The following is an 18,150-nucleotide window of genomic DNA, read 5'->3' on the forward strand; positions in this document are numbered from 1 at the left end:
TGGAGATGCCGATGACGATGCTGCGCCTCATTCCGCTATGCTTGCTGGCCCTCGCCGCGTGTTCCAACCCTGAAAAGGTCGCACGCTATCCCATCGAACCGCCTGCGGTAAAAAAGAGCCTGCCAAACCGGATTGGCACCGCTGAACTGCGCGAAGTGTCCTTGCCACAATATGCCACCGCGCAAGAGATCGCCTATCAGACGCCTGATGGGGCGCTGCGCTCGAACCCGGACAATCTGTGGGCAGATGACCCGGCGCGTTCCATCACGTTGGCCCTAGCGCGCCAAATCTCGGCGATCTCGGGGGCGACCGTGTTGTCTGATCCCTGGCCGCTCTCAGACCCGCCGCGCCGCCGCATCGAGGTGCGCATCGAACAAATCCTGCCGGGCGCCGATGGGGCCTTGCATGTTTCGGGTGTGTATTTCGTCTCGCCTGCCGGGTTGAATGGCGGGGGGGATGTGGTGCGCCGCTTTGACTATAGCGTGCCCATCGCAACGGGCGAACCCAGCGCCATCGTGGCAGCACAAGGGGCCGCGGTGACAGAGCTAGCGAAACGGATCGCCGCGCTGAATTAAGACGTGCTGACGAAGCGGCCGAATTCGCCCTTGGCGAAAACGAGGGGTGTGCCAACGTCTGACTGGGTGAAGCGCGTAACGCGGCCAATGATGATGGTGTGATCGCCACCGTCATGGCGCGCCTCTGTGACGCATTCGAACCGCGCCAGCGCGCCCGCCAGCAACGGCACGCCATCGGCATTGGGCGCATAGCTCAGCCCGTCAAACCCATCGCCACGCTGGGTGAAACGGCGCGCGATTGCCTCTTGATCGTCGCGCAGCACATGCACGGCAAAGGCGGGGGCTTGCGTGAAATGGGCATGGCGCATCGAACTGCGCGCGGCTGACCACAAGATCAACGCAGGCGAAAGCGAGACCGAGGCAAAGCTGTTCACCGTCATGCCCACCGGGGTGGCTGCATCGGTGCATTCACAGGCGGTGACGACCGTCACGCCAGTCGCAAATTGCCCCAGCGCATCGCGCAGCCGCCGCATATCCCTTGGGTCGGGCGCATGTCCCAACCCAGAAATCTCGGCTCGCGTCATGGCCGCCTCGATATCGTCGCTTTCACTCATACTCACTCCTTGCCTCATTCCTGAGATAAGGGACAGGCTGGCAAGAGCAAGCCTTAGCTGCATATTCCGGGAATATCCGCGCCGAGATCGCGCAAAATGTTGTATACGGCTTCGCCACTCGTTTCATGTGCTGGCGCTCGGGAACACGGTTTGGGGCCGTTGCCGCGACAAGCTCACGCTAAGGTCTGCAAAAAGTGATGTTGGACGGGCGCGCGTGCCAGCCTAATTCTCAGGAAACAGGCACGTCGGAAATGGAGACAGGCATGACAAAACGCGCAATCAAGATCGAGACGCTGGATGGGACGGCGCCCGCGGCAATCTTTACGGCTGAGGGGCACGCAGGTGGTCAGTCGCGCCCCGGCGTCATTCTTTACATGGATGCGTTTGGCCCGCGCCCTGCATTGGATGGGATGGCCGAGCGGTTGGCCGCGGCTGGCTACACCGTGCTTTTGCCGGATCTGTTTTATCGCTACGGCGCCTATGGGCCCTTTGACACGGCCACTGCCTTTTCAAACGCGGAGTCCCGCGACGTGCTTATGGGAATGTTGGGCAATACCACGCAAGACATGACGATCCGCGACAGCGCGGGATTTCTCGATGCGCTGGCAGCCGAAGGGGTGACGGGCCCGGTGGGCACGGTCGGCTATTGCATGGGCGGCGCGCGCGCGTTGAACGCTGCGGCCGCCTATCCCGAGCGGGTGGCCGCAGCCGCGAGCTTTCATGGCGGCGGGCTGGCCAGCGACGCCCCCGACAGCCCGCATCGCCGCGCCGCCGATATCCGGGCGCGGGTCTATGTGGGGTCTGCCGGGGTCGACAAAAGTTTCCCGCCCGAGCAATCCGCCCGGCTGGCACAAGCCCTGCGCGAAGCCGAAGTGGACCATATTATCGAGAATTACATCGGTATGGCGCATGGCTGGGCAGTGTCGGATCATGGCGTTTACGACCCCGAGGGATCTGAGCGACACTGGAAACGTCTGCTGAGCTTTTTCGAAGAGTCGCTTGGCTAAAACAGGCGCGCTGCTCACGCATTCTTGCTCTGTATAGCGCCTTGTCAGCAGCTGGGTTTTGGCATCGTTCGAAGGCGTTCTAACGCCAATTCAGCCATTCTCGGCTTACTGCGCGTGCGCCTTCAAAATCACGATCTTCGTAGTGTAGGGCGGCGCATAATGTTTTGCGCCGCCCTACATCAGCTTAGAAGTCCAGATTCGCGACCGATAGCGCGTTTTGTTGGATGAACTCGCGGCGCGGTTCGACGACGTCGCCCATCAGCTTGGAGAAGATGTCCTCGGCCTCGGCCACGTCTTCGATGCGAACCTGCAAAAGGGTGCGTGCGGACGGGTCGAGCGTGGTTTCCCAAAGCTGTTCGGGGTTCATTTCGCCCAAACCTTTATAGCGCTGCAATGACAGGCCTTTTTCGCCCTCTTGCAAGATCGCATCGAGCAATTCCAGCGGGCCGTGAATCAGGATCCCGCGCTCTTTGCGCATCAGCTTGGCGGGGTGGTCATAGACCTCGTTCATCGTGTCGGTGTGCTGGCCCAGACGCCGCGCCTCACCCGCACGCAGAACCGCGCCGTCCAAGGTGCGCACCTCTTCGACACCGCGCAGAACGCGGGTCAGGCGCAGGCCGTGATCTTGCGTCGGGCGACCTTGCCAGCCGCGCTCATATTCCAGCGCGACAAGATCAAGACGCTCGGCCACCGCATCGGCCACGCCCTGCGCATCGGCATCCAGTTTGCCGGGCAACATCGCGCCCGCGATCGCCGCTTGTTCCAGAATGTGGCGCGGATAATGGGTCGGGAAGGCGCCAAGGATACGCTTGATCACGCGGGCCTCTTCGACCACGCGCCGAAGGTCCTGACCCGAGATTTCCTCGCCAGTATTGAGCCGCAATATCGCACCATCGACGCCCTGTTCGATCAGGTAATCGTCCAGCGCGGTTTGGTCCTTGAGGTAAACTTCGGACTTGCCGCGCGCGACCTTATAGAGCGGCGGCTGCGCGATATAGAGATACCCACGCTCGATCAGTTCGGGCATTTGCCGGAAGAAGAAGGTCAGCAGAAGCGTGCGGATATGCGCGCCGTCCACGTCAGCATCGGTCATGATGACGATCTTGTGGTAGCGCAGCTTGTCGATGTTGAATTCATCGCGGCCAATGCCGGTGCCAAGCGCGGTGATCAGCGTGCCGATCTGGTCCGAGCCAAGCATCCGGTCAAACCGCGCGCGTTCCACGTTCAGGATTTTTCCGCGCAACGGCAGCACCGCCTGATTTTTCCGCTCACGACCCTGCTTGGCGGATCCCCCTGCGGAATCCCCCTCGACGAGGAAGACTTCGGACAGGGCTGGGTCTTTTTCCTGACAATCGGCAAGCTTGCCGGGCAGCGAGGCCACATCCATCGCCGTCTTGCGACGGGTCAATTCGCGCGCCTTGCGGGCGGCTTCGCGCGCAAGGGCCGCTTCGACGATCTTGCCGACGATCTGCTTGGCCTCGGTCGGGTTTTCTTCGAACCATTCAGACAGCTTCTGGTTCACGAGGTTTTCGACCGCAGGCCGCACCTCGGAACTCACCAGCTTGTCTTTGGTCTGGCTGGAGAATTTCGGATCAGGCGCTTTGACTGACAGAACACAGGTCAAACCTTCGCGCGCGTCATCGCCGGTGAAATCGACTTTCTCGCGTTTCGCGATGCCGCTTTCCTGAGCGTATTTCGTAATCGTGCGGGTCAAGGCCGCGCGCAGACCGGCCATATGGGTGCCGCCATCGCGCTGGGGAATGTTGTTGGTAAAGGGCAGCACCGTTTCGTGGTAGCTGTCATTCCACCACAACGCGACCTCAACGCCGATGCCGCGTACTTCGCCAACCATATAGATCGGCTCGGGCATCACGGGGGTCTTCGAGCGGTCGAGATATTTCACGAATTCGCGCACGCCACCGTCATAGTGCAACTCGACATGCAGCGGCTCTGCGGGGCGCTCATCTTCGATCAGGATGCGGACGCCGGAATTGAGGAAAGCCAGCTCGCGCAAACGCTTTTCGAGCGTGGAGAACTGGAAATCGAGGTTGGAAAACGTCCCCTCGGGGCTCGTTTCCTTGTTCGATGCGTAAAACCGCACCTCGGTGCCCTTTTCGCCCGGCGCATCACCCACGACATGCACATGCTCGACACATTCGCCATGTTCAAAGCGCGCCTTGTAGATCTTGTCATCGCGCCAGACGGTCAGTTCCAGCCAGTCAGACAGCGCGTTGACCACCGAAACGCCAACCCCGTGCAAGCCACCCGAGACTTTGTAGGCATTGCCATCGGTGTCGGTGTTGTTGAATTTGCCGCCCGCATGCAGCTGGGTCATGATGACCTCGGCCGCCGAGACGCCTTCCTCGGTGTGAATACCAACCGGAATTCCGCGCCCGTTATCGCGCACAGAGACCGAGCTGTCGGCGTGAATTTTTACGTGAACATAGTCGGCGTGACCGGCCAGAGCCTCGTCGATGCCATTATCGACGACCTCATAAACCATGTGATGCAGACCAGACCCGTCATCGGTGTCGCCGATATACATGCCAGGACGTTTGCGAACCGCCTCCAAGCCCCTGAGAACCTTGATGGAATCGGCGCCATAAGCGCTATTGTTCGGAGTATTTTCGGCCATGCTCGCCCGTCCTTATTTATCTATGGATTTTATAGGGGATAGGCCGGGGAATGTCACGCCTGAGACACAAGATTTAGGGGTCTCATGTGAACGCGATCAAAACTCCGACGGCAATCATCAACCCACCCGCGATCCGGTTGAGCCGTGCCAACTTGCCCCGGCTTGTGACAAAGCTGCGAATGCGGTCGACAAAGCTGGCAAGGATCAGGTTTCCCGTCAAAGGCACGATCGCGGAAATCAGGCTGACCAACGCAATATCGGCCCATGTCATTGTCGCGATCGGAAAGAAACCCGGCAGGATGCCCATGTAAAACAAGATCGCCTTGGGGTTGCCAATGATCACGATCAGGCCCGCGACGAAGCCCGCCCATTTGCCGGGCCGTGTCAGGCGACTGTCCGAGCTGATTTTATGATCAGCGTGGCGGATCAGCAAAAAACCCATGCCGATGAATACCGCCACGGCGATCCAGCGCAGAACGATCAGGAAATAGCTGAATTCCTGGACCAGCCACGAAACGCCAAGGATGGCCAATGCTGGCCAGATCATATCGCCGACGGTGACACCAAGCGCGAGCGGCCAAGCGGCCGCAAACCCACCCGACATGCTGCGTGCCAACAGCGCGAGCCAGACCGGGCCGGGGGTGAGGAACAGCACGAACAGCGCGCCGGAATACAGCGCAATCTGCGCCAAGGTGAGGGTCATGGCAGGGTCAGGCCTCCATCATCGGCCAAGGGCCAGAACGGATTATGGGCAAGCTCCCAGACATGGCCGTCGGGATCTGCGAAATAGCCCGAATAACCGCCCCAAAACACCTTTTCGGGACGTTTAAGCACCGTAGCACCTGCGGCAAGCGCTTGCTCAAACGCGGCGTCCACATCTTCGAGCGTGTCGAAATTCTGCGCCAAAGTCATCGCGCCTGTGCCCAGATCGGCCGCATCGCGTCCCTGATCCTTGGCAAGGTCCGCATGGCCAAACAGACCCAAAACCAGCCCATTCAGCTGGTAGAATGCCACGCCCTCTTGTTGCTGCGCAGGCTGCCAGCCCAAGGCCGCATAGAATGACTGTGCGCGTCCCAGATCGGCCACGCCCAGCGTGATCAGTGTGACGCGCTGTACCGGGTAAGTCATGGCGTGCCCTCTTGCACCTGCGAGCCGGTCGGACCCTCGAATACCTCAAGAAACTGGCCGCGCGATCCAAGGCTGTCAAACAGCTCCGCGCCCGTTCCCGTCATCATAACCTGCCCATCAAGTGCGCAGATTTCGTCATAAAGCGCTGCACGTCTTGCAGAGTCCAGATGGGCCGCGACCTCATCCAGCAAAAGCACCACCGTCTCTCCGGAAAGCGCGCGCGCGTTGGCCAGAATAAGCGAGATCAGCAAGGCCTTCTGCTCGCCCGTCGAACAGAGCGAGGCGGGGGCATTCTTTTCGCTATAGGTGGCCAGCAGATCGGCGCGATGCGGCCCCTCCAGCGTGCGCCCCGCCGCCATGTCGCGGGACCGATTGGCCTCAAGCGCCCCGGCAAGGTCTTCGGGGCCCTGATTGTCGAGCGCCAGACTGGCTGCTGGAAACGCCGTCGCCGCCCCATCTTGGGCGGCTGCAATCCGGGCCAGTGCATCGGCGCGGTTGGCGCGAATGGCGGCTCCCGCCTCGGCCATCTGGCCCTCTAGCGCATGATACCAAGCCGGGTCGCGCACCATATCCTTGAGCAACCTATTGCGTTCGCGCATCGCTTTCTCATAGGTCAACGTGGCCTCGGCATGGCTGGGCGTAAAGCTCATCACCATCCGGTCCAGAAACCGCCGCCGCCCCTCGGCCCCCTCAATCCAAAGCCGATCCATCGAGGGCACCAGCCACAGAACCCGCAAAATTTGCGCCAGCGCGATTTGCGGCACGGCCTTGGCGTCGATCTCAACGCGGCGTGGCTCGCCGGGCAGGGCAGAGGTCTCGATCTCATGCGCTTGCGTCAGCGCGCGCAGCTTCCAGCCAACGGCCTCATCGCGGCGCATCAACTCATCGCCCTGCGCGCGCCGTAAACCGCGCCCGGGGGAAAATAGTGATACCGCCTCTAGAATGTTGGTTTTTCCGGCCCCGTTCGGCCCGTAAATCGCCACAGGCCGCCCATCAAAGGCAATCTCGGCACGCCGATGCGAGCGGAACTGCAAGATCGTCAGTTCACGCAGCATCGCTCTCTTTCATCTAGCTCGAAATACTCCCGCCGGAGGCATCCGACAGGCGTCACACACGCATCGGCATCACGACATAGACTGCCGACGTATCGCCGCCTTCACGCATCAAGGTCGGATCGCCCGACGAGTTGAACAGGAATACCGCGTTTTCGCGATCCACCTGATCGGCGATCTCTTGTAGGTATTTCGCGTTGAACCCGATCTCGAGCGGCTCGTCATTATAGGCCACGACCAGTTCTTCCTCGGCCGCACCCGCATCCGGCGCATTGACCGAAAGAACCAGCTTATCCGCCTCAAGCGTCAGCTTGACCGCGCGCGAGCGTTCCGAAGACACCGTCGCCACGCGATCCACGGCTTTGGCGAATTCTTTGGCATCCACTTCCAGCTGGCGGGTGTTGCCCACCGGAATGACGCGCGTGTAATCGGGGAAGGTGCCGTCGATAACCTTTGAGGTCAGCGTGATCGCAGGCGTTGCGAAACGCACTTTGGTTTCAGACACCGAGACCGCGATTTCCTGATCGTCGTCATCCAGCAACTTGCGCATTTCGTTTACCGTCTTGCGCGGCACGATGACGCCGGGCATGTCGGATGCGTGATCGGGCAGGGCGGCGTCGATGCGCGCCAGACGGTGCCCATCTGTCGCCACGCAGCGCAGCACCTGGCCATCCTCGCCCGTCGCGACATGCATGTAAACGCCGTTGAGGTAATAACGGGTCTCTTCGGTGGAGATGGCAAATTTCGACTTATCAAACAAGCGCTTGAGCACGCCCGCCTTGGCCGTGAAATTGGCCGTGTATTCCGAGCTTGCCATGACCGGAAAATCTTCTTTGGGCAGCGTGGCAAGGTTGAAGCTAGAGCGCCCGGCTTGCACGCTCAACCGCCCGGCTGCGGGATCATCGGCAATCGCGACCAGCGCGCCATCGGGCAATTTGCGTACGATTTCATGCAGCATCAGCGCCGAAACGGTCGTCGCGCCAGCCTGTTCGACCTTGGCGGGCGCTTTGTCCACCACCTCGATATCCAGATCGGTGGCGCGGAACTGCACGGTGTCGCCCTCGGCCTCGATCAGCACATTTGCCAAGATCGGGATCGTGTTGCGGCGTTCAACCACTGACTGGGCCTGCGAAACGGCTTTGAGAAGCACAGCGCGTTCAATGCTGAATTTCATATCGATCCCTCATGAGTGTCCGGGGCAGGCAACGTATCACCTTACCGCGCCGGCACAATAGATTTTCCGAGACATTCGGTTGCTTTGCACCAAGCGTCAAGCCCGGGTGGCCGTTTCAGCTTTCCAGAAGGCGGCGCAGCATGTCGATATCTTCGGCAAGTTGCGAATCAGACGCACGCAGTTCTTCGATTTTGCGAATCCCGTGCATGATCGTGGTGTGATCCCGACCGCCAAAGCGACGCCCGATATCGGGCAGCGACCGCGTGGTCAGCGATTTCGACAAGAACATCGCAACCTGACGGGGACGCGCAATGGCGCGCATGCGTTTCGGTCCGACCAGATCGGACAGGCGCACATTATAGTGCTCGGCCACCTTACGCAGGATTTCTTCGACGGTGACTTTGCGCTCGGATTGGCGCAGCTGATCTTTCAGGCACTCTTGCGCCAGATCCAGCGTAATTTCGCGCCCGATCAACGAGGCATAGGCGAATAGCCGTGTGAGGGCCCCTTCGAGAATGCGCACGTTCGAGGTGATGCGATGCGCAAGGAATTCGAGCACGCCGGGCGCGATTTGCAGCCCCGGATATTCTGTGCGGTAATTTTCGGTCTTGGTCTGCAAGATGCCAAGGCGCAGTTCGTAATCGGTCGGGTGGAGATCAACGACAAGGCCGCAGGACAGGCGCGACTTGATCCGCTCCTCAAGGTCCTTGATCTCGCCGGGGGCACGATCTGCCGAAATCACGATCTGTTTGCCCTGATCTACCAAGGCATTGAACGTATGGAAAAATTCTTCTTGCGTGCTTTCTTTGCCTGCAATGAATTGCACGTCATCGACCATAAGCACGTCGATCGAGCGGAACATTTCTTTGAAGTCCATGATCTGCTTGTCGCGCAGCGCTTGCACGAAGCGATACATGAACTGCTCGGCCGAAAGATAAAGGACGCGCAGATCGGGGCGTTGCTGGCGCAGGTCATGGGCAATCGCGTGCATCAGGTGGGTTTTGCCCAAACCAACGCCGCCATACAGGAACAGCGGGTTGAAGCTGACCGGGCCACCTTCGGCAACGCGTTTGGCCGCAGCATGGGCCAGCTCGTTCGGTTTGCCGACGACGAAACTGTCAAAAGTGAAACGCCCATCAAGCGGAGCGCTGGGCAGGGGGGCATCCAGATTGCTAACGATTTTGCGGGCTGGCGGTGCAGAGGCGTGCGTCGGTGCCGGTGCCGCATTGGCGGGGCGATGCTTGAGCACCAGAATTTCGATACGCTCGACGATCACACCGGCATGACGCAGTTCGCGCAGAATCGGTTCGGCGAAATTGCGCGACACCCAGTCCCGCATGAATTTGGTTGGTGCGTGAAACGACGCGATGCCATCGGACAGCCCAACGGGCTCCAACGGTGCAATCCACGTTGTGTAGTTATTTTGTCCGACAGCTTTCTGAAGCTGATTGCAGACCTGCCCCCAGGTTTCGTCCGTCATTTTCCCGCCCATCGAATTCATACATCAAGTTGCGACGAAAGACGCCTTGGGTCTGTCGCGGTCGAAACGGTTGGCAGCCGTTTCGCGCACAGCAATGGGACACAGACCGCCGCCCGACAAAGGTCGGTTGCAGCATTAACTGCCGAAGCCAAGGGCAGGTGCCCTATAGAATCGGAATCGGATTTTCCCAAAGCGAGGTTGCGGCGCTAATTTGTTTAAAACGGCAGACTTATAGCCGTCCTCGCTAGTAGAAAAATTCGTTATGTCCCCCAAGGCGACGTGAATCGCTTCGTGAAACTAGCAATTCGGTTAGCGCGCAGGCAACTGACCTTTTCACTTGACTGCGGAATTTCAAAAACGAATCTGATGGGGCTGCGCAAAATGGCAACACTTTTATGATAAGGTTTTGAAAAGGCTATAAAAATGAAAAAAGGCGCCGAATGGGCGCCCAATTTCTTTTCATTTTATTTGCTTTTGAAACGCTTAAGCCGAGAGCGCCTTCACGCGCGAGGCCAGACGCGACATTTTGCGTGCAGCGGTGTTCTTATGAACAACGCCCTTGGTCACGCCACGCATCAATTCAGGCTGAGCGGCACGCAACGCAGTGGTTGCTGCATCCTGATCGCCCGAAGCGATCGCTTCTTCGACTTTGCGCAGGTAGGTGCGAATGCGCGAACGACGCGCTTTGTTGATGTCTTGACGACGCTCGTTCTGACGGGCGCGTTTCTTGGACTGGGGCGTGTTTGCCATGGTGTCTTCCCACTTTCCGGGTCTGTTCAAATATCAAAATTGCACGACAGCCCGGGTTCCAGCGAACCTAGTTGATTCTAGCCTGAGCGGGCTCCACGCGCATGTAAGCGGCGTCTCTACGGTAAAAGGGGCGCAAAGAAAAGCCCTCAAATGCGAAACGGGGCCGAAGCCCCGTCTGCAACTGCAATCGCACCACAAGCGACTCGTTTATTTGTCGCGAAATTGCGGCTCGCGCTTTTCGAGGAAGGCCGCCATGCCCTCTTTTTGGTCCTCGGTCGCAAACAGCCCGTGGAACAAGCGCCGCTCAAACAAAATGCCCTCGCGCAGCGTCGTTTCATACGACCGGTTCACGGCTTCTTTCGCCGCGGCGGCGGCGAGCATGGATTTCTCGGAAATCTTTTTCGCGGCGGCCATCGCTTCGGGAATCAGCTTGGCATTGGGCACAACGCGGCTGACCAGCCCCGAGCGCTCGGCCTCGGTCGCATCCATGAACCGTCCGGTCAGGTGCATGTCCATCGCCTTCGCCTTGCCCACGAAACGGGTCAGGCGCTGCGTGCCGCCGATCCCGGCGATGACGCCAAGGTTGATTTCGGGCTGGCCGAATTTTGCGCTTTCCGAACAGATGATGAAATCGCACATCAGTGCCAATTCGCACCCACCGCCAAGCGCATAGCCCGACACTGCTGCGATGATGGGTTTGCGGGTGCGCGTGATCGCCTCGGCTTCGGGGCCGAAGTAGTCTGTTGTGAACATGTCCACAAAGCTCTTCTCCGACATCTCTTTAATGTCGGCACCGGCGGCAAACGCCTTTTCCGAACCGGTGATGACGATGCAACGCACTTTGTCATTTTCATCCGCCGATTTCAGCGCATCGACCAACTCGCCCAGCAATTGAGCGTTGAGCGCATTAAGAGCGTCGGGGCGATTGAGTCGGATCAGGGCGATATAATCCTCGATCTCGACGATCAGGGTCTGGTAGGCCATGCGGTCTTGCCTTTCCTTAACTTTGAACGGGAGTCCTATCAGGTGAGAAGGGCAGATCAAGCACCTTGTTCCGCCCTGTGCGCTGCGTCACTTTTGGCATGTCGGGCAGAAAAACGTGGAACGCCCTGCTTGTACTATGCGCCGGATCGTTGTGCCACAGGCGGTGCAGGGCGCGTCTTCGCGGTCATAGACGTGAAAACTGTGTTGAAAATATCCCAATTCGCCGTCGGCTTGACGATGATCGCGCAGGCTCGATCCGCCTGCCGCGATCGCCTCGGACAGCACCTCGCGAATGATCGGCACGAGACTGGCGATGCGTTTCGTGGCAATCCGTTTGGCTTGGCGACGCGGGTCAATTTTCGCGCGATGGAGCACCTCGCAGACATAGATATTGCCAAGGCCCGCGACGACATGCTGATCCAGAAGCGCGGATTTGATCGGTGTGGCCCGGCGTTTGAGCGCCTCAATCAGATAATCTTCGTGAAAATCATTGCCGAAGGGTTCGGGGCCAAGCCCTGCCAGCAACCAATGCGCCGCCTCGCGATCGGTGCGCACCAGATCCATCGCGCCAAACCGACGCGCATCGTTAAAGGTCACGCGCGCGCCACCTTCCATATGCAACACCACATGATCGTGTTTCAGCGGCGCGGGGTGGTCGAGATGAAACTCTCCCAGCATCACGCCCGACACCATCATCCGCCCTGACATACCCAGATGAATCAGCAGGCTTTCCCCGCTATCCAGGTCAGCAAGGATATATTTAGAGCGTCGCCGCAGCCGCTCGACCTTCGTGCCCGTCAGGCGTTCTGCCATGCGTTCGGGCAGGGGCCAGCGCAGATCGGGGCGGTTCACCTGTGCCCGCGCGATGCGCACTCCTTCCATCGCCGGGGCAAGGCCGCGTCGTACCGTCTCGACCTCGGGCAGTTCGGGCATTGATCTCTCCTGTCGCATTGTAATGGCCGGATCGGCCCCTATAAGAAGGGGGAGAATTTTCGATCGGCAAGGTCCTGAAGGCGATAACCATGACTGCAGACAGTTCCAAGACCACGCATTTCGGCTATCAGACCGTGAATGAAGACGCTAAGGCCGGGATGGTCCATGGCGTGTTCTCTCGCGTTGCCTCGAAGTATGACATCATGAACGACCTGATGAGTATGGGCATTCACCGTGTCTGGAAAGACGCGATGATGGATTGGCTTGCGCCGCGCCCCGGTCAGCGGCTGCTGGATGTTGCCGGCGGCACGGGGGATGTGGCGTTTCGCTTTCTCAAGCGCGCGGGACAGGCGCATGCGACCGTGTGCGACATGACCGAGCCGATGCTGATCGAAGGGCGCAAACGCGCCGAGGCCGAGAGCATGGCCGACAGCCTTGATTGGGTGGTGGGCGATGCGATGGCGCTGCCCTTTGCGGATAAAAGCTTTGATGTCTACACGATCTCGTTTGGCATTCGGAATGTGACCCGCATCGCCGATGCCCTGTCCGAGGCCTATCGCGTGCTGCGCCCCGGTGGGCGGTTGATGGTGTTGGAATTCAGCCAGATCCCGAATGATATGATGCAAAAGGCATATGATCTCTATTCGTTCAATATCATTCCCAAGATGGGTGAAATGGTGGCCGGGGATTGTGACAGCTATCAATATCTGGTCGAATCGATCCGCAAGTTCCCCGATCAGCAAAGCTTTGCGACGATGATCCGCGCCGCTGGCTTCGGCAATGTCAGCTATCGCAACCTCTCGCTTGGAATCGCGGCGCTGCATTCTGGCTGGAAGCTCTGAATGCGCGGACCGCATAACATTTGGCGTCTGATCCGCACCGGTGCGACCTTTGTGCGCTCGCGGGCGATGCATCAGGCGCTTGAGGCGATGGATGCGCCGCCGCGGCTGCGCGCCTTGGCATATGCGATCAGTTGGCCTTTTGCGTGGCTGGGCTACAAGGGCGATGAGGCCTTGCCGCCGGTGACGCGGGCGATCACCGCACTGGGCCCCGCCTATATCAAGTTCGGCCAAATTCTTTCGACGCGCCCCGATGTTGTGGGCGAGGAGTTGGCCGACCAACTGCGTGTTCTTCAAGACAAATTGCCCGCCTTCGACAGTGCGATTGCCAAGCGTATGATTGCCCAAGAGTTGGGCGCCTCGGCGGATGAGCTGTTCATGGAGTTTTCAGAACCCGTTGCAGCCGCCTCGATCGCGCAAGTCCATGCCGCGCGGCGCGCCGATACGGGGGAAAAAGTTGCGGTCAAAGTCTTGCGGCCGGGGATTGAGCGGGCGTTCAGCCGCGATATTGACGCGTTTCATTTTGTCGCGGGGATGATTGAGTTCCTCTCTCCCGCGTCACGTCGTCTGCGGCCCACTGAGGTTGTCAAACACTTCGAATCGGTTGTCTCTGGAGAGCTGGATTTACGGCTGGAGGCGTCGGCGGCGTCGCAATTCGGGGCCAATACCAAGGGCGATGCCGGGTTCAAGGTACCCCAGCCGATTTGGCATCTTTCGGCCAAGCGCGTGATGGTGCTGGACTGGGCCGAGGGGCTGCCGATGGGCGATCGGGCCGGGTTGGTTGCCGCAGGACATGACGTGCAGGCGCTGGGCGAACGGGTGTTGCAACTGTTTCTCAGCCATGCGTTGCGCGACGGGTATTTCCACGCCGATATGCATCACGGCAATCTCAAGGTTGCGGCGAATGGCGACGTGCTGGCCTATGATTTCGGAATCATGGGACAGATCGATGAATATACCCGCCGGGTATATGCCGAAATTCTGATGGGCTTTATCCAGCGCGATTATCGTCGTGTGGCCGAGGTCCATTTCGAGGCGGGTTATGTTTCGGCTGATCAAGATGTCGAGGAATTTGCGTTGGCGCTGCGCGCCGTTGGTGAGCCGATCTTTGGCATGGATGCGGGGCATATCTCGATGGCGCGCCTGCTGGCTTATCTGTTCGAGGTGACGGAACGTTTTGGAATGCAGACCCGCACCGAGTTGATCTTGTTGCAGCGCACCATGGTCGTGGTCGAGGGGGTGGCGCGTTCACTCCATCCGAGCATCAATATGTGGGACGTGGCCCAGCCCGTGGTCGAGAAATACATTCGCGAAAGTCTTGGCCCGCGCGCGGCGCTGCGCGATCTGCGTCGAACGGTGCATGTCTTGGCGCGGTTTGGGCCCGAACTCCCCGATCTGATCAAAACGGCGATCCGCAGGCAAAACGAACCGACCTTTGTACCGCTCGCACCCCGCCGTTGGCCCTATGTTCTGTTGGGGGCGGCTGCTGTGGTGCTTGTGGTGATCGGTGTGATTCTGGGCGAGCTGCTTTAGCCTTCGCGCAAGGCCTTGACGTCGCTGGTTGAAATGACTGTACCGCCTTTCAGGATCAGCTGCGTGCCATCTGTTCCGCCTTGCGCCTCGGTGATGTGGCCGTAGGTTTCCACCGTATTCGTGCCAATCAGCGTGCCGCTGTTATAGCTTTCGAGGCTGAAGGAATAGACCCCCTCGGGCAGGATGCCGCCAGAGCCATCATTCCCGGTCCATGAGACCTGTTCATTGGTCGGGGCAATCGCCTCGCGCGCGACGGTGGTCCCGCTGGCATCGCTGACCACTAACACCGTCTGATCTGCGCCGCGAACAGGGGTTGGCGCAAGCGTCACGGGCGTGCTGCCGTCAAACCAGGCGGGCGCTTCGGCGCGCGCTTCCATCCCGACCCATCCCGCAAGCTCCGATATCCCGGAAGCTCCCATTTGTGCGGCAAGGTTTTGCAGCAAATCGTTGGTTTTTACCTGTTGCTCGACCCCCGAGAACGTCGCCAACTGGGTCGCGTAATCGGTGCTGTCGACCGGGTTCAGCGGATCTTGGTTTTGCATTTGCGCTGTGAGCATCGTCAGAAATGTCTGGAAATCTGCACTGATTTCCGTCTTCGAACTTGTGCTCGACTGCGCTGCCGTTGTGGTGGTCGATGTGGTGACGGGGGAAATGGTTGTCATGGCTTTCTCCTAGATGCGCAGATCAAGCCCAGAGGCATTTTCGGCAAGAGGGGGCATTGGGGGGGGGCGAACGGTGGCGGGTGCGTCGGTGTTGCGATTTCCGCGCCCGCTAATCATCTCTGCGCTGGCCTCCGGCTCGGGGTGGCGAGACTGCTGCTGGGGATGATCGCTGAAGGTAAAGTTTAGCTCACTATAGCCCAAATCGCGCATATCCGCAGCGAGCATGCCGATATTGCGGCGCATCAGATCAAGGGTTTCGGGACGCTCAGCTTGCACGCTTACCACCATGCCGTGCTCGGACGCATGCAGAACCAGTCGAACACGTCCCAGTTCTTCGGGGGAAAGCGCGATTTCCACAGGTTGATCGGGCATCTGTGCAACGGCAATCGCGACCTGGCGGCTGACCGATTGGGCCATGTTCGGCGTCGCAGTCGCGGTGTGTCCGGTTGCCTCGCCGCGCACGGAGGAGCTGCCTTGGGTCGCGCCCGCTGTGTCGACTGACACATCCCCAGTTGGGTCTAACGCTGCGTCAGTGTCTTGCTCTATTGCTTGCATTTGTTGAACGTGAGCCGGGTTTATGGTCGCGGCAGGAGCCGTCGGCTGCGCCGCTATCGGAATAGGTTGTGTGGGTGTTGCCACTTTTCGTGCTGTTTCACCGTCATGCGACGAGAGAGATGTGAGATCGGACGCGGTGTGATCGGAAGATTTGGTTTTGTCGTTCACGAGAGAGGCGGCTTGCGGTCCGCCGGCTATGGCGACCGATTCCGGCTTCGGAAAAGCGGGGCCGCGTGCGGCGAAATCTTCAGACTTGCTGTTTTCTTTTTGAATAGTGATATCGCCCTTTAACTCCGGCTGAAGAGTTGCCGTTTCAGCGGTGCCGCTATCACCTATGTATTCTACAGGCTGGTGCATCGGCCTGACATTGGGCGTGATTTGAACCGATTGCCCCAAAGCTTTGGCATCGGCTTGTAAAGGCAGGACATCGACTTGGTGCTGTCTGGCGGGAGCAGGTATTTGGCTGTTTTGCGTGTTTTCGACATGCGCGAGCGGTGCGCTAGCTGCGTTTGCCAGTGCTTGGAAAGTCTGACCTAGCGCCGTCACAGCGTACAACGATGTGTCCGTTGATGCGGAACCAGTCGGGCCAGCCTGCAAAGAAGTCGTGACTTTGGTCGACTGCACAGTGTCGAGTTTTTGTCGAACGTGGTCTGTCGCATGCAACGCCGCGTTTTGTTCGAAACGGGTACTATTGGCAGACTGATTTTTGCCCCGAGAGGGTTTTTCGGATACCGGCAGTGCATCCTCTTTTAGGGGCCGATCTGAGGCGTTTGTATTTGGTGCGATACTTTGGCGACTGCGCACTGTGGAGTCATCAAGACTGTGTCGGATCGGCTGCAACGTTTCCGCGGTATCTTGCGCGATCTGATTTGATTGCGCCGATAATTTGTCCTCTGGAGATGCGGTTTGTGTGGTCAACACGGGGGCAGCCGAGGAGTCTCTGCTGGGCATGTTTGTAGCTGTAGGAGGCCAAGCAGCAACTGTGTCCGACACAGGTTGAAAGGCGATATCTGAGGACATCGAGTCATGTTCTGACGGTTTCTGTTGAGCGGACGAGGCCGGGTCCGCTTGCATGATTGCGCCATCATTTGCCGCCTGCAGTGACGCAAGATTCGGCGTGCCCTGGACTATTTGGGTTGGCGCAATGACTTGATCCGAGAGAGTTTCGACCGCAGGAAGATGGGTTGCAAAATTCGCAATCTCGGGCCCAATTTGAACATTACTCGGCGGTGTCTTTGTCGTGAGATTCTGCGTTGCACCTACATCGACGCTAAGTGCGTCCTTCAAGGTCGCGTCGGTCAAGACGCTGCCCGATCCTTGCAGCGCTGTGCGCGTCGCCACATCTGTAGCCACCGCTTTTTGCGTGCGAAGCCCAAAGTCGAGAGAAAACTGCGCTCCAAGCGGATCTGTTTGCATCCATGCAGCGCCGCCAGCGCGGCCGGAGGCTGAAGATTTCTGGGCGAGCGGGTCAGTCGTGGCAATTGGAATCATGGTTTCAAGACTTTCTGTCTGTGGCTTGTCCAGCATGTCAGCAGAGAGTTACCGATTCTTTACCTCGCCATGGCACAGTCAGAAAAATTCGCATCAATTGGAGGGATCCATGACCCCGACACAACCAATCACGCAACCCGCCCCGCCCCAACCCGCCCCGCCGACACAGCATGAGGCGGAGATGCGAGAGGCGGCGGTCAAGCTTGAGGCGAACTTCTTGGCAGAGATGCTCAAACACGCGGGTCTTGGTGACACTGAAGGGGCGTTCAGTGGCGGTGTCGGCGAAGAGCAATTTTCCTCGTTTTTGCGGCAAGAGCAGTCACAGCTTATGGCTGAAGCTGGCGGAATTGGACTGGCCGAGACGATCTTTGAGGCAATGAAAGCGCGGGAGGCCAAGAATGGCTCAAACTGAAGAGGACAAAACGACGGCGCTGATTGATTTGCTGCGCCTTGAACGGGATGCGATTCGTGCCGGTGATTTTTCGGCGCTCATCGAGATCGCGGATCGGAAAGAGGCTCTGATTGCCGATCTGGCGGGGTCGAGCCCGGCGCGACTGGACGAGCTGCGCGTCATCGCGGCTGACAACCAACGCCTGCTTGCTGCCGCGCTTGAGGGCGTGCGGGCTGCTCAGCGCCGCCTCAATGCAATCTTGAGTGCGTCTAAAGGGTTCAATGCCTATGATAAATCCGGCCAGGTCAAACCGATCCGACGTGGCGACGGCTCTCTCGAACATCGTGTATAAGCCATTAAGCATTAAAGAAAACTCTCATGAATTTGGGCCGGCCACAGCGCCGGCC

General features: G+C 59.2%; 18 protein-coding genes. 6 read left to right on the top strand and 12 right to left on the bottom strand.

What is annotated here, in order from left to right; translation table 11 throughout:
• Positions 1 to 11: 11 nt before the first annotated feature.
• Positions 12 to 575 (top strand): PqiC family protein, encoded by a 564-nt coding sequence (locus AB4874_RS07355; protein WP_368391493.1) that lies wholly within the window; start codon positions 12 to 14, stop codon positions 573 to 575.
• Here the strand turns inward: AB4874_RS07355 and AB4874_RS07360 are convergent.
• Positions 572 to 1,099 (bottom strand): flavin reductase family protein, encoded by a 528-nt coding sequence (locus AB4874_RS07360; RefSeq protein WP_438273458.1) that lies wholly within the window; start codon positions 1,097 to 1,099, stop codon positions 572 to 574. The genes AB4874_RS07355 and AB4874_RS07360 overlap by 4 nt on opposite strands.
• 293 nt (positions 1,100 to 1,392) lie before the next feature.
• On the opposite strand from AB4874_RS07360, the gene AB4874_RS07365 reads away from it, so the two are divergent.
• The gene (locus AB4874_RS07365; RefSeq protein ID WP_368391494.1) at positions 1,393 to 2,136 is read left to right on the top strand and encodes a dienelactone hydrolase family protein; all 744 of its coding nucleotides are present in this window, start codon (positions 1,393 to 1,395) and stop codon (positions 2,134 to 2,136) included.
• A gap of 184 nt (positions 2,137 to 2,320) precedes the next feature.
• Here AB4874_RS07365 and gyrB read toward each other — a convergent pair whose 3' ends face one another.
• The 9 genes from gyrB to mutM form a co-directional block, all read right to left on the bottom strand.
• The gene (gyrB, locus tag AB4874_RS07370; protein ID WP_295537263.1) at positions 2,321 to 4,771 is read right to left on the bottom strand and encodes a DNA topoisomerase (ATP-hydrolyzing) subunit B; all 2,451 of its coding nucleotides are present in this window, start codon (positions 4,769 to 4,771) and stop codon (positions 2,321 to 2,323) included.
• A gap of 82 nt (positions 4,772 to 4,853) precedes the next feature.
• Positions 4,854 to 5,474: a LysE family translocator gene (locus AB4874_RS07375; RefSeq protein WP_368391495.1), complete on the bottom strand. Its 621-nt coding sequence runs from the start codon at positions 5,472 to 5,474 to the stop codon at positions 4,854 to 4,856.
• Complete coding sequence (locus AB4874_RS07380; protein ID WP_295537267.1) at positions 5,471 to 5,899, bottom strand: VOC family protein; 429 nt, start codon at positions 5,897 to 5,899, stop codon at positions 5,471 to 5,473. Before AB4874_RS07380 ends, AB4874_RS07375 begins: the two co-directional genes overlap by 4 nt.
• Complete coding sequence (recF, locus tag AB4874_RS07385) at positions 5,896 to 6,954, bottom strand: DNA replication/repair protein RecF (protein ID WP_368391496.1); 1,059 nt, start codon at positions 6,952 to 6,954, stop codon at positions 5,896 to 5,898. Before recF ends, AB4874_RS07380 begins: the two co-directional genes overlap by 4 nt.
• 52 nt (positions 6,955 to 7,006) lie before the next feature.
• Positions 7,007 to 8,125 (bottom strand): DNA polymerase III subunit beta, encoded by a 1,119-nt coding sequence (dnaN, locus tag AB4874_RS07390; RefSeq protein ID WP_295537271.1) that lies wholly within the window; start codon positions 8,123 to 8,125, stop codon positions 7,007 to 7,009.
• A 115-nt stretch (positions 8,126 to 8,240) separates the two neighbouring features.
• The gene (gene dnaA / locus AB4874_RS07395) at positions 8,241 to 9,605 is read right to left on the bottom strand and encodes a chromosomal replication initiator protein DnaA (RefSeq protein ID WP_295537272.1); all 1,365 of its coding nucleotides are present in this window, start codon (positions 9,603 to 9,605) and stop codon (positions 8,241 to 8,243) included.
• Between the two features lie 483 nt (positions 9,606 to 10,088).
• Entirely contained in the window at positions 10,089 to 10,355 is a 267-nt protein-coding gene (rpsT, locus tag AB4874_RS07400) for a 30S ribosomal protein S20 (RefSeq protein ID WP_295537274.1), read from the bottom strand.
• Between the two features lie 207 nt (positions 10,356 to 10,562).
• A complete protein-coding gene (locus AB4874_RS07405) occupies positions 10,563 to 11,339 on the bottom strand; it encodes an enoyl-CoA hydratase (RefSeq protein ID WP_295537275.1) in 777 nt (258 codons plus the stop codon).
• Between the two features lie 87 nt (positions 11,340 to 11,426).
• Positions 11,427 to 12,272, bottom strand: coding sequence for a bifunctional DNA-formamidopyrimidine glycosylase/DNA-(apurinic or apyrimidinic site) lyase (mutM, locus tag AB4874_RS07410; RefSeq protein WP_295537277.1), 846 nt, complete (start codon positions 12,270 to 12,272; stop codon positions 11,427 to 11,429).
• Between the two features lie 89 nt (positions 12,273 to 12,361).
• On the opposite strand from mutM, the gene ubiE reads away from it, so the two are divergent.
• Positions 12,362 to 13,114 carry a bifunctional demethylmenaquinone methyltransferase/2-methoxy-6-polyprenyl-1,4-benzoquinol methylase UbiE gene (ubiE, locus tag AB4874_RS07415; RefSeq protein WP_368391497.1) on the top strand — a complete coding sequence of 251 codons (753 nt, stop codon included), beginning with the start codon at positions 12,362 to 12,364 and terminating at the stop codon, positions 13,112 to 13,114.
• Positions 13,115 to 14,644, top strand: a complete 1,530-nt coding sequence (gene ubiB / locus AB4874_RS07420) for a 2-polyprenylphenol 6-hydroxylase (protein ID WP_368391498.1) — start codon at positions 13,115 to 13,117, stop codon at positions 14,642 to 14,644.
• Here ubiB and AB4874_RS07425 read toward each other — a convergent pair.
• Both AB4874_RS07425 and AB4874_RS07430 read right to left on the bottom strand, forming a co-directional pair.
• The gene (locus AB4874_RS07425; protein WP_368391499.1) at positions 14,641 to 15,306 is read right to left on the bottom strand and encodes a flagellar hook capping FlgD N-terminal domain-containing protein; all 666 of its coding nucleotides are present in this window, start codon (positions 15,304 to 15,306) and stop codon (positions 14,641 to 14,643) included. The two genes, ubiB and AB4874_RS07425, sit on opposite strands and share 4 nt — an antisense overlap.
• A gap of 9 nt (positions 15,307 to 15,315) precedes the next feature.
• Positions 15,316 to 17,388, bottom strand: a complete 2,073-nt coding sequence (locus AB4874_RS07430) for a flagellar hook-length control protein FliK (protein WP_368391500.1) — start codon at positions 17,386 to 17,388, stop codon at positions 15,316 to 15,318.
• Positions 17,389 to 17,461: 73 nt separating this feature from the next.
• Between AB4874_RS07430 and AB4874_RS07435 the strand changes: the two genes are divergently transcribed.
• Positions 17,462 to 17,764, top strand: coding sequence for a rod-binding protein (locus tag AB4874_RS07435; protein ID WP_295535635.1), 303 nt, complete (start codon positions 17,462 to 17,464; stop codon positions 17,762 to 17,764).
• A complete protein-coding gene (locus AB4874_RS07440) occupies positions 17,751 to 18,095 on the top strand; it encodes a flagellar protein FlgN (RefSeq protein ID WP_368391501.1) in 345 nt (114 codons plus the stop codon). The genes AB4874_RS07435 and AB4874_RS07440 overlap by 14 nt, the downstream gene beginning before the upstream one ends.
• Positions 18,096 to 18,150: the final 55 nt, after the last annotated feature.

It is taken from the genome of Thioclava arctica (genome assembly GCF_040892615.1).
In the GTDB taxonomy this organism is placed as follows: Bacteria; Pseudomonadota; Alphaproteobacteria; order Rhodobacterales; family Rhodobacteraceae; genus Thioclava; species Thioclava arctica.

What these genes read in the sequence shown, in the direction of transcription:
- AB4874_RS07355 (WP_368391493.1), top strand. Translation starts at nt 12, where the DNA reads ATGACGATGCTGCGCCTCATTCCGCTATGCTTGCTGGCCCTCGCCGCG.
- AB4874_RS07360 (WP_438273458.1), bottom strand. Translation starts at nt 1,099, where the DNA reads ATGACGCGAGCCGAGATTTCTGGGTTGGGACATGCGCCCGACCCAAGG.
- AB4874_RS07365 (WP_368391494.1), top strand. Translation starts at nt 1,393, where the DNA reads ATGACAAAACGCGCAATCAAGATCGAGACGCTGGATGGGACGGCGCCC.
- gyrB (WP_295537263.1), bottom strand. Translation starts at nt 4,771, where the DNA reads ATGGCCGAAAATACTCCGAACAATAGCGCTTATGGCGCCGATTCCATC.
- AB4874_RS07375 (WP_368391495.1), bottom strand. Translation starts at nt 5,474, where the DNA reads ATGACCCTCACCTTGGCGCAGATTGCGCTGTATTCCGGCGCGCTGTTC.
- AB4874_RS07380 (WP_295537267.1), bottom strand. Translation starts at nt 5,899, where the DNA reads ATGACTTACCCGGTACAGCGCGTCACACTGATCACGCTGGGCGTGGCC.
- recF (WP_368391496.1), bottom strand. Translation starts at nt 6,954, where the DNA reads ATGCTGCGTGAACTGACGATCTTGCAGTTCCGCTCGCATCGGCGTGCC.
- dnaN (WP_295537271.1), bottom strand. Translation starts at nt 8,125, where the DNA reads ATGAAATTCAGCATTGAACGCGCTGTGCTTCTCAAAGCCGTTTCGCAG.
- dnaA (WP_295537272.1), bottom strand. Translation starts at nt 9,605, where the DNA reads ATGACGGACGAAACCTGGGGGCAGGTCTGCAATCAGCTTCAGAAAGCT.
- rpsT (WP_295537274.1), bottom strand. Translation starts at nt 10,355, where the DNA reads ATGGCAAACACGCCCCAGTCCAAGAAACGCGCCCGTCAGAACGAGCGT.
- AB4874_RS07405 (WP_295537275.1), bottom strand. Translation starts at nt 11,339, where the DNA reads ATGGCCTACCAGACCCTGATCGTCGAGATCGAGGATTATATCGCCCTG.
- mutM (WP_295537277.1), bottom strand. Translation starts at nt 12,272, where the DNA reads ATGCCCGAACTGCCCGAGGTCGAGACGGTACGACGCGGCCTTGCCCCG.
- ubiE (WP_368391497.1), top strand. Translation starts at nt 12,362, where the DNA reads ATGACTGCAGACAGTTCCAAGACCACGCATTTCGGCTATCAGACCGTG.
- ubiB (WP_368391498.1), top strand. Translation starts at nt 13,115, where the DNA reads ATGCGCGGACCGCATAACATTTGGCGTCTGATCCGCACCGGTGCGACC.
- AB4874_RS07425 (WP_368391499.1), bottom strand. Translation starts at nt 15,306, where the DNA reads ATGACAACCATTTCCCCCGTCACCACATCGACCACCACAACGGCAGCG.
- AB4874_RS07430 (WP_368391500.1), bottom strand. Translation starts at nt 17,388, where the DNA reads ATGCTGGACAAGCCACAGACAGAAAGTCTTGAAACCATGATTCCAATT.
- AB4874_RS07435 (WP_295535635.1), top strand. Translation starts at nt 17,462, where the DNA reads ATGACCCCGACACAACCAATCACGCAACCCGCCCCGCCCCAACCCGCC.
- AB4874_RS07440 (WP_368391501.1), top strand. Translation starts at nt 17,751, where the DNA reads ATGGCTCAAACTGAAGAGGACAAAACGACGGCGCTGATTGATTTGCTG.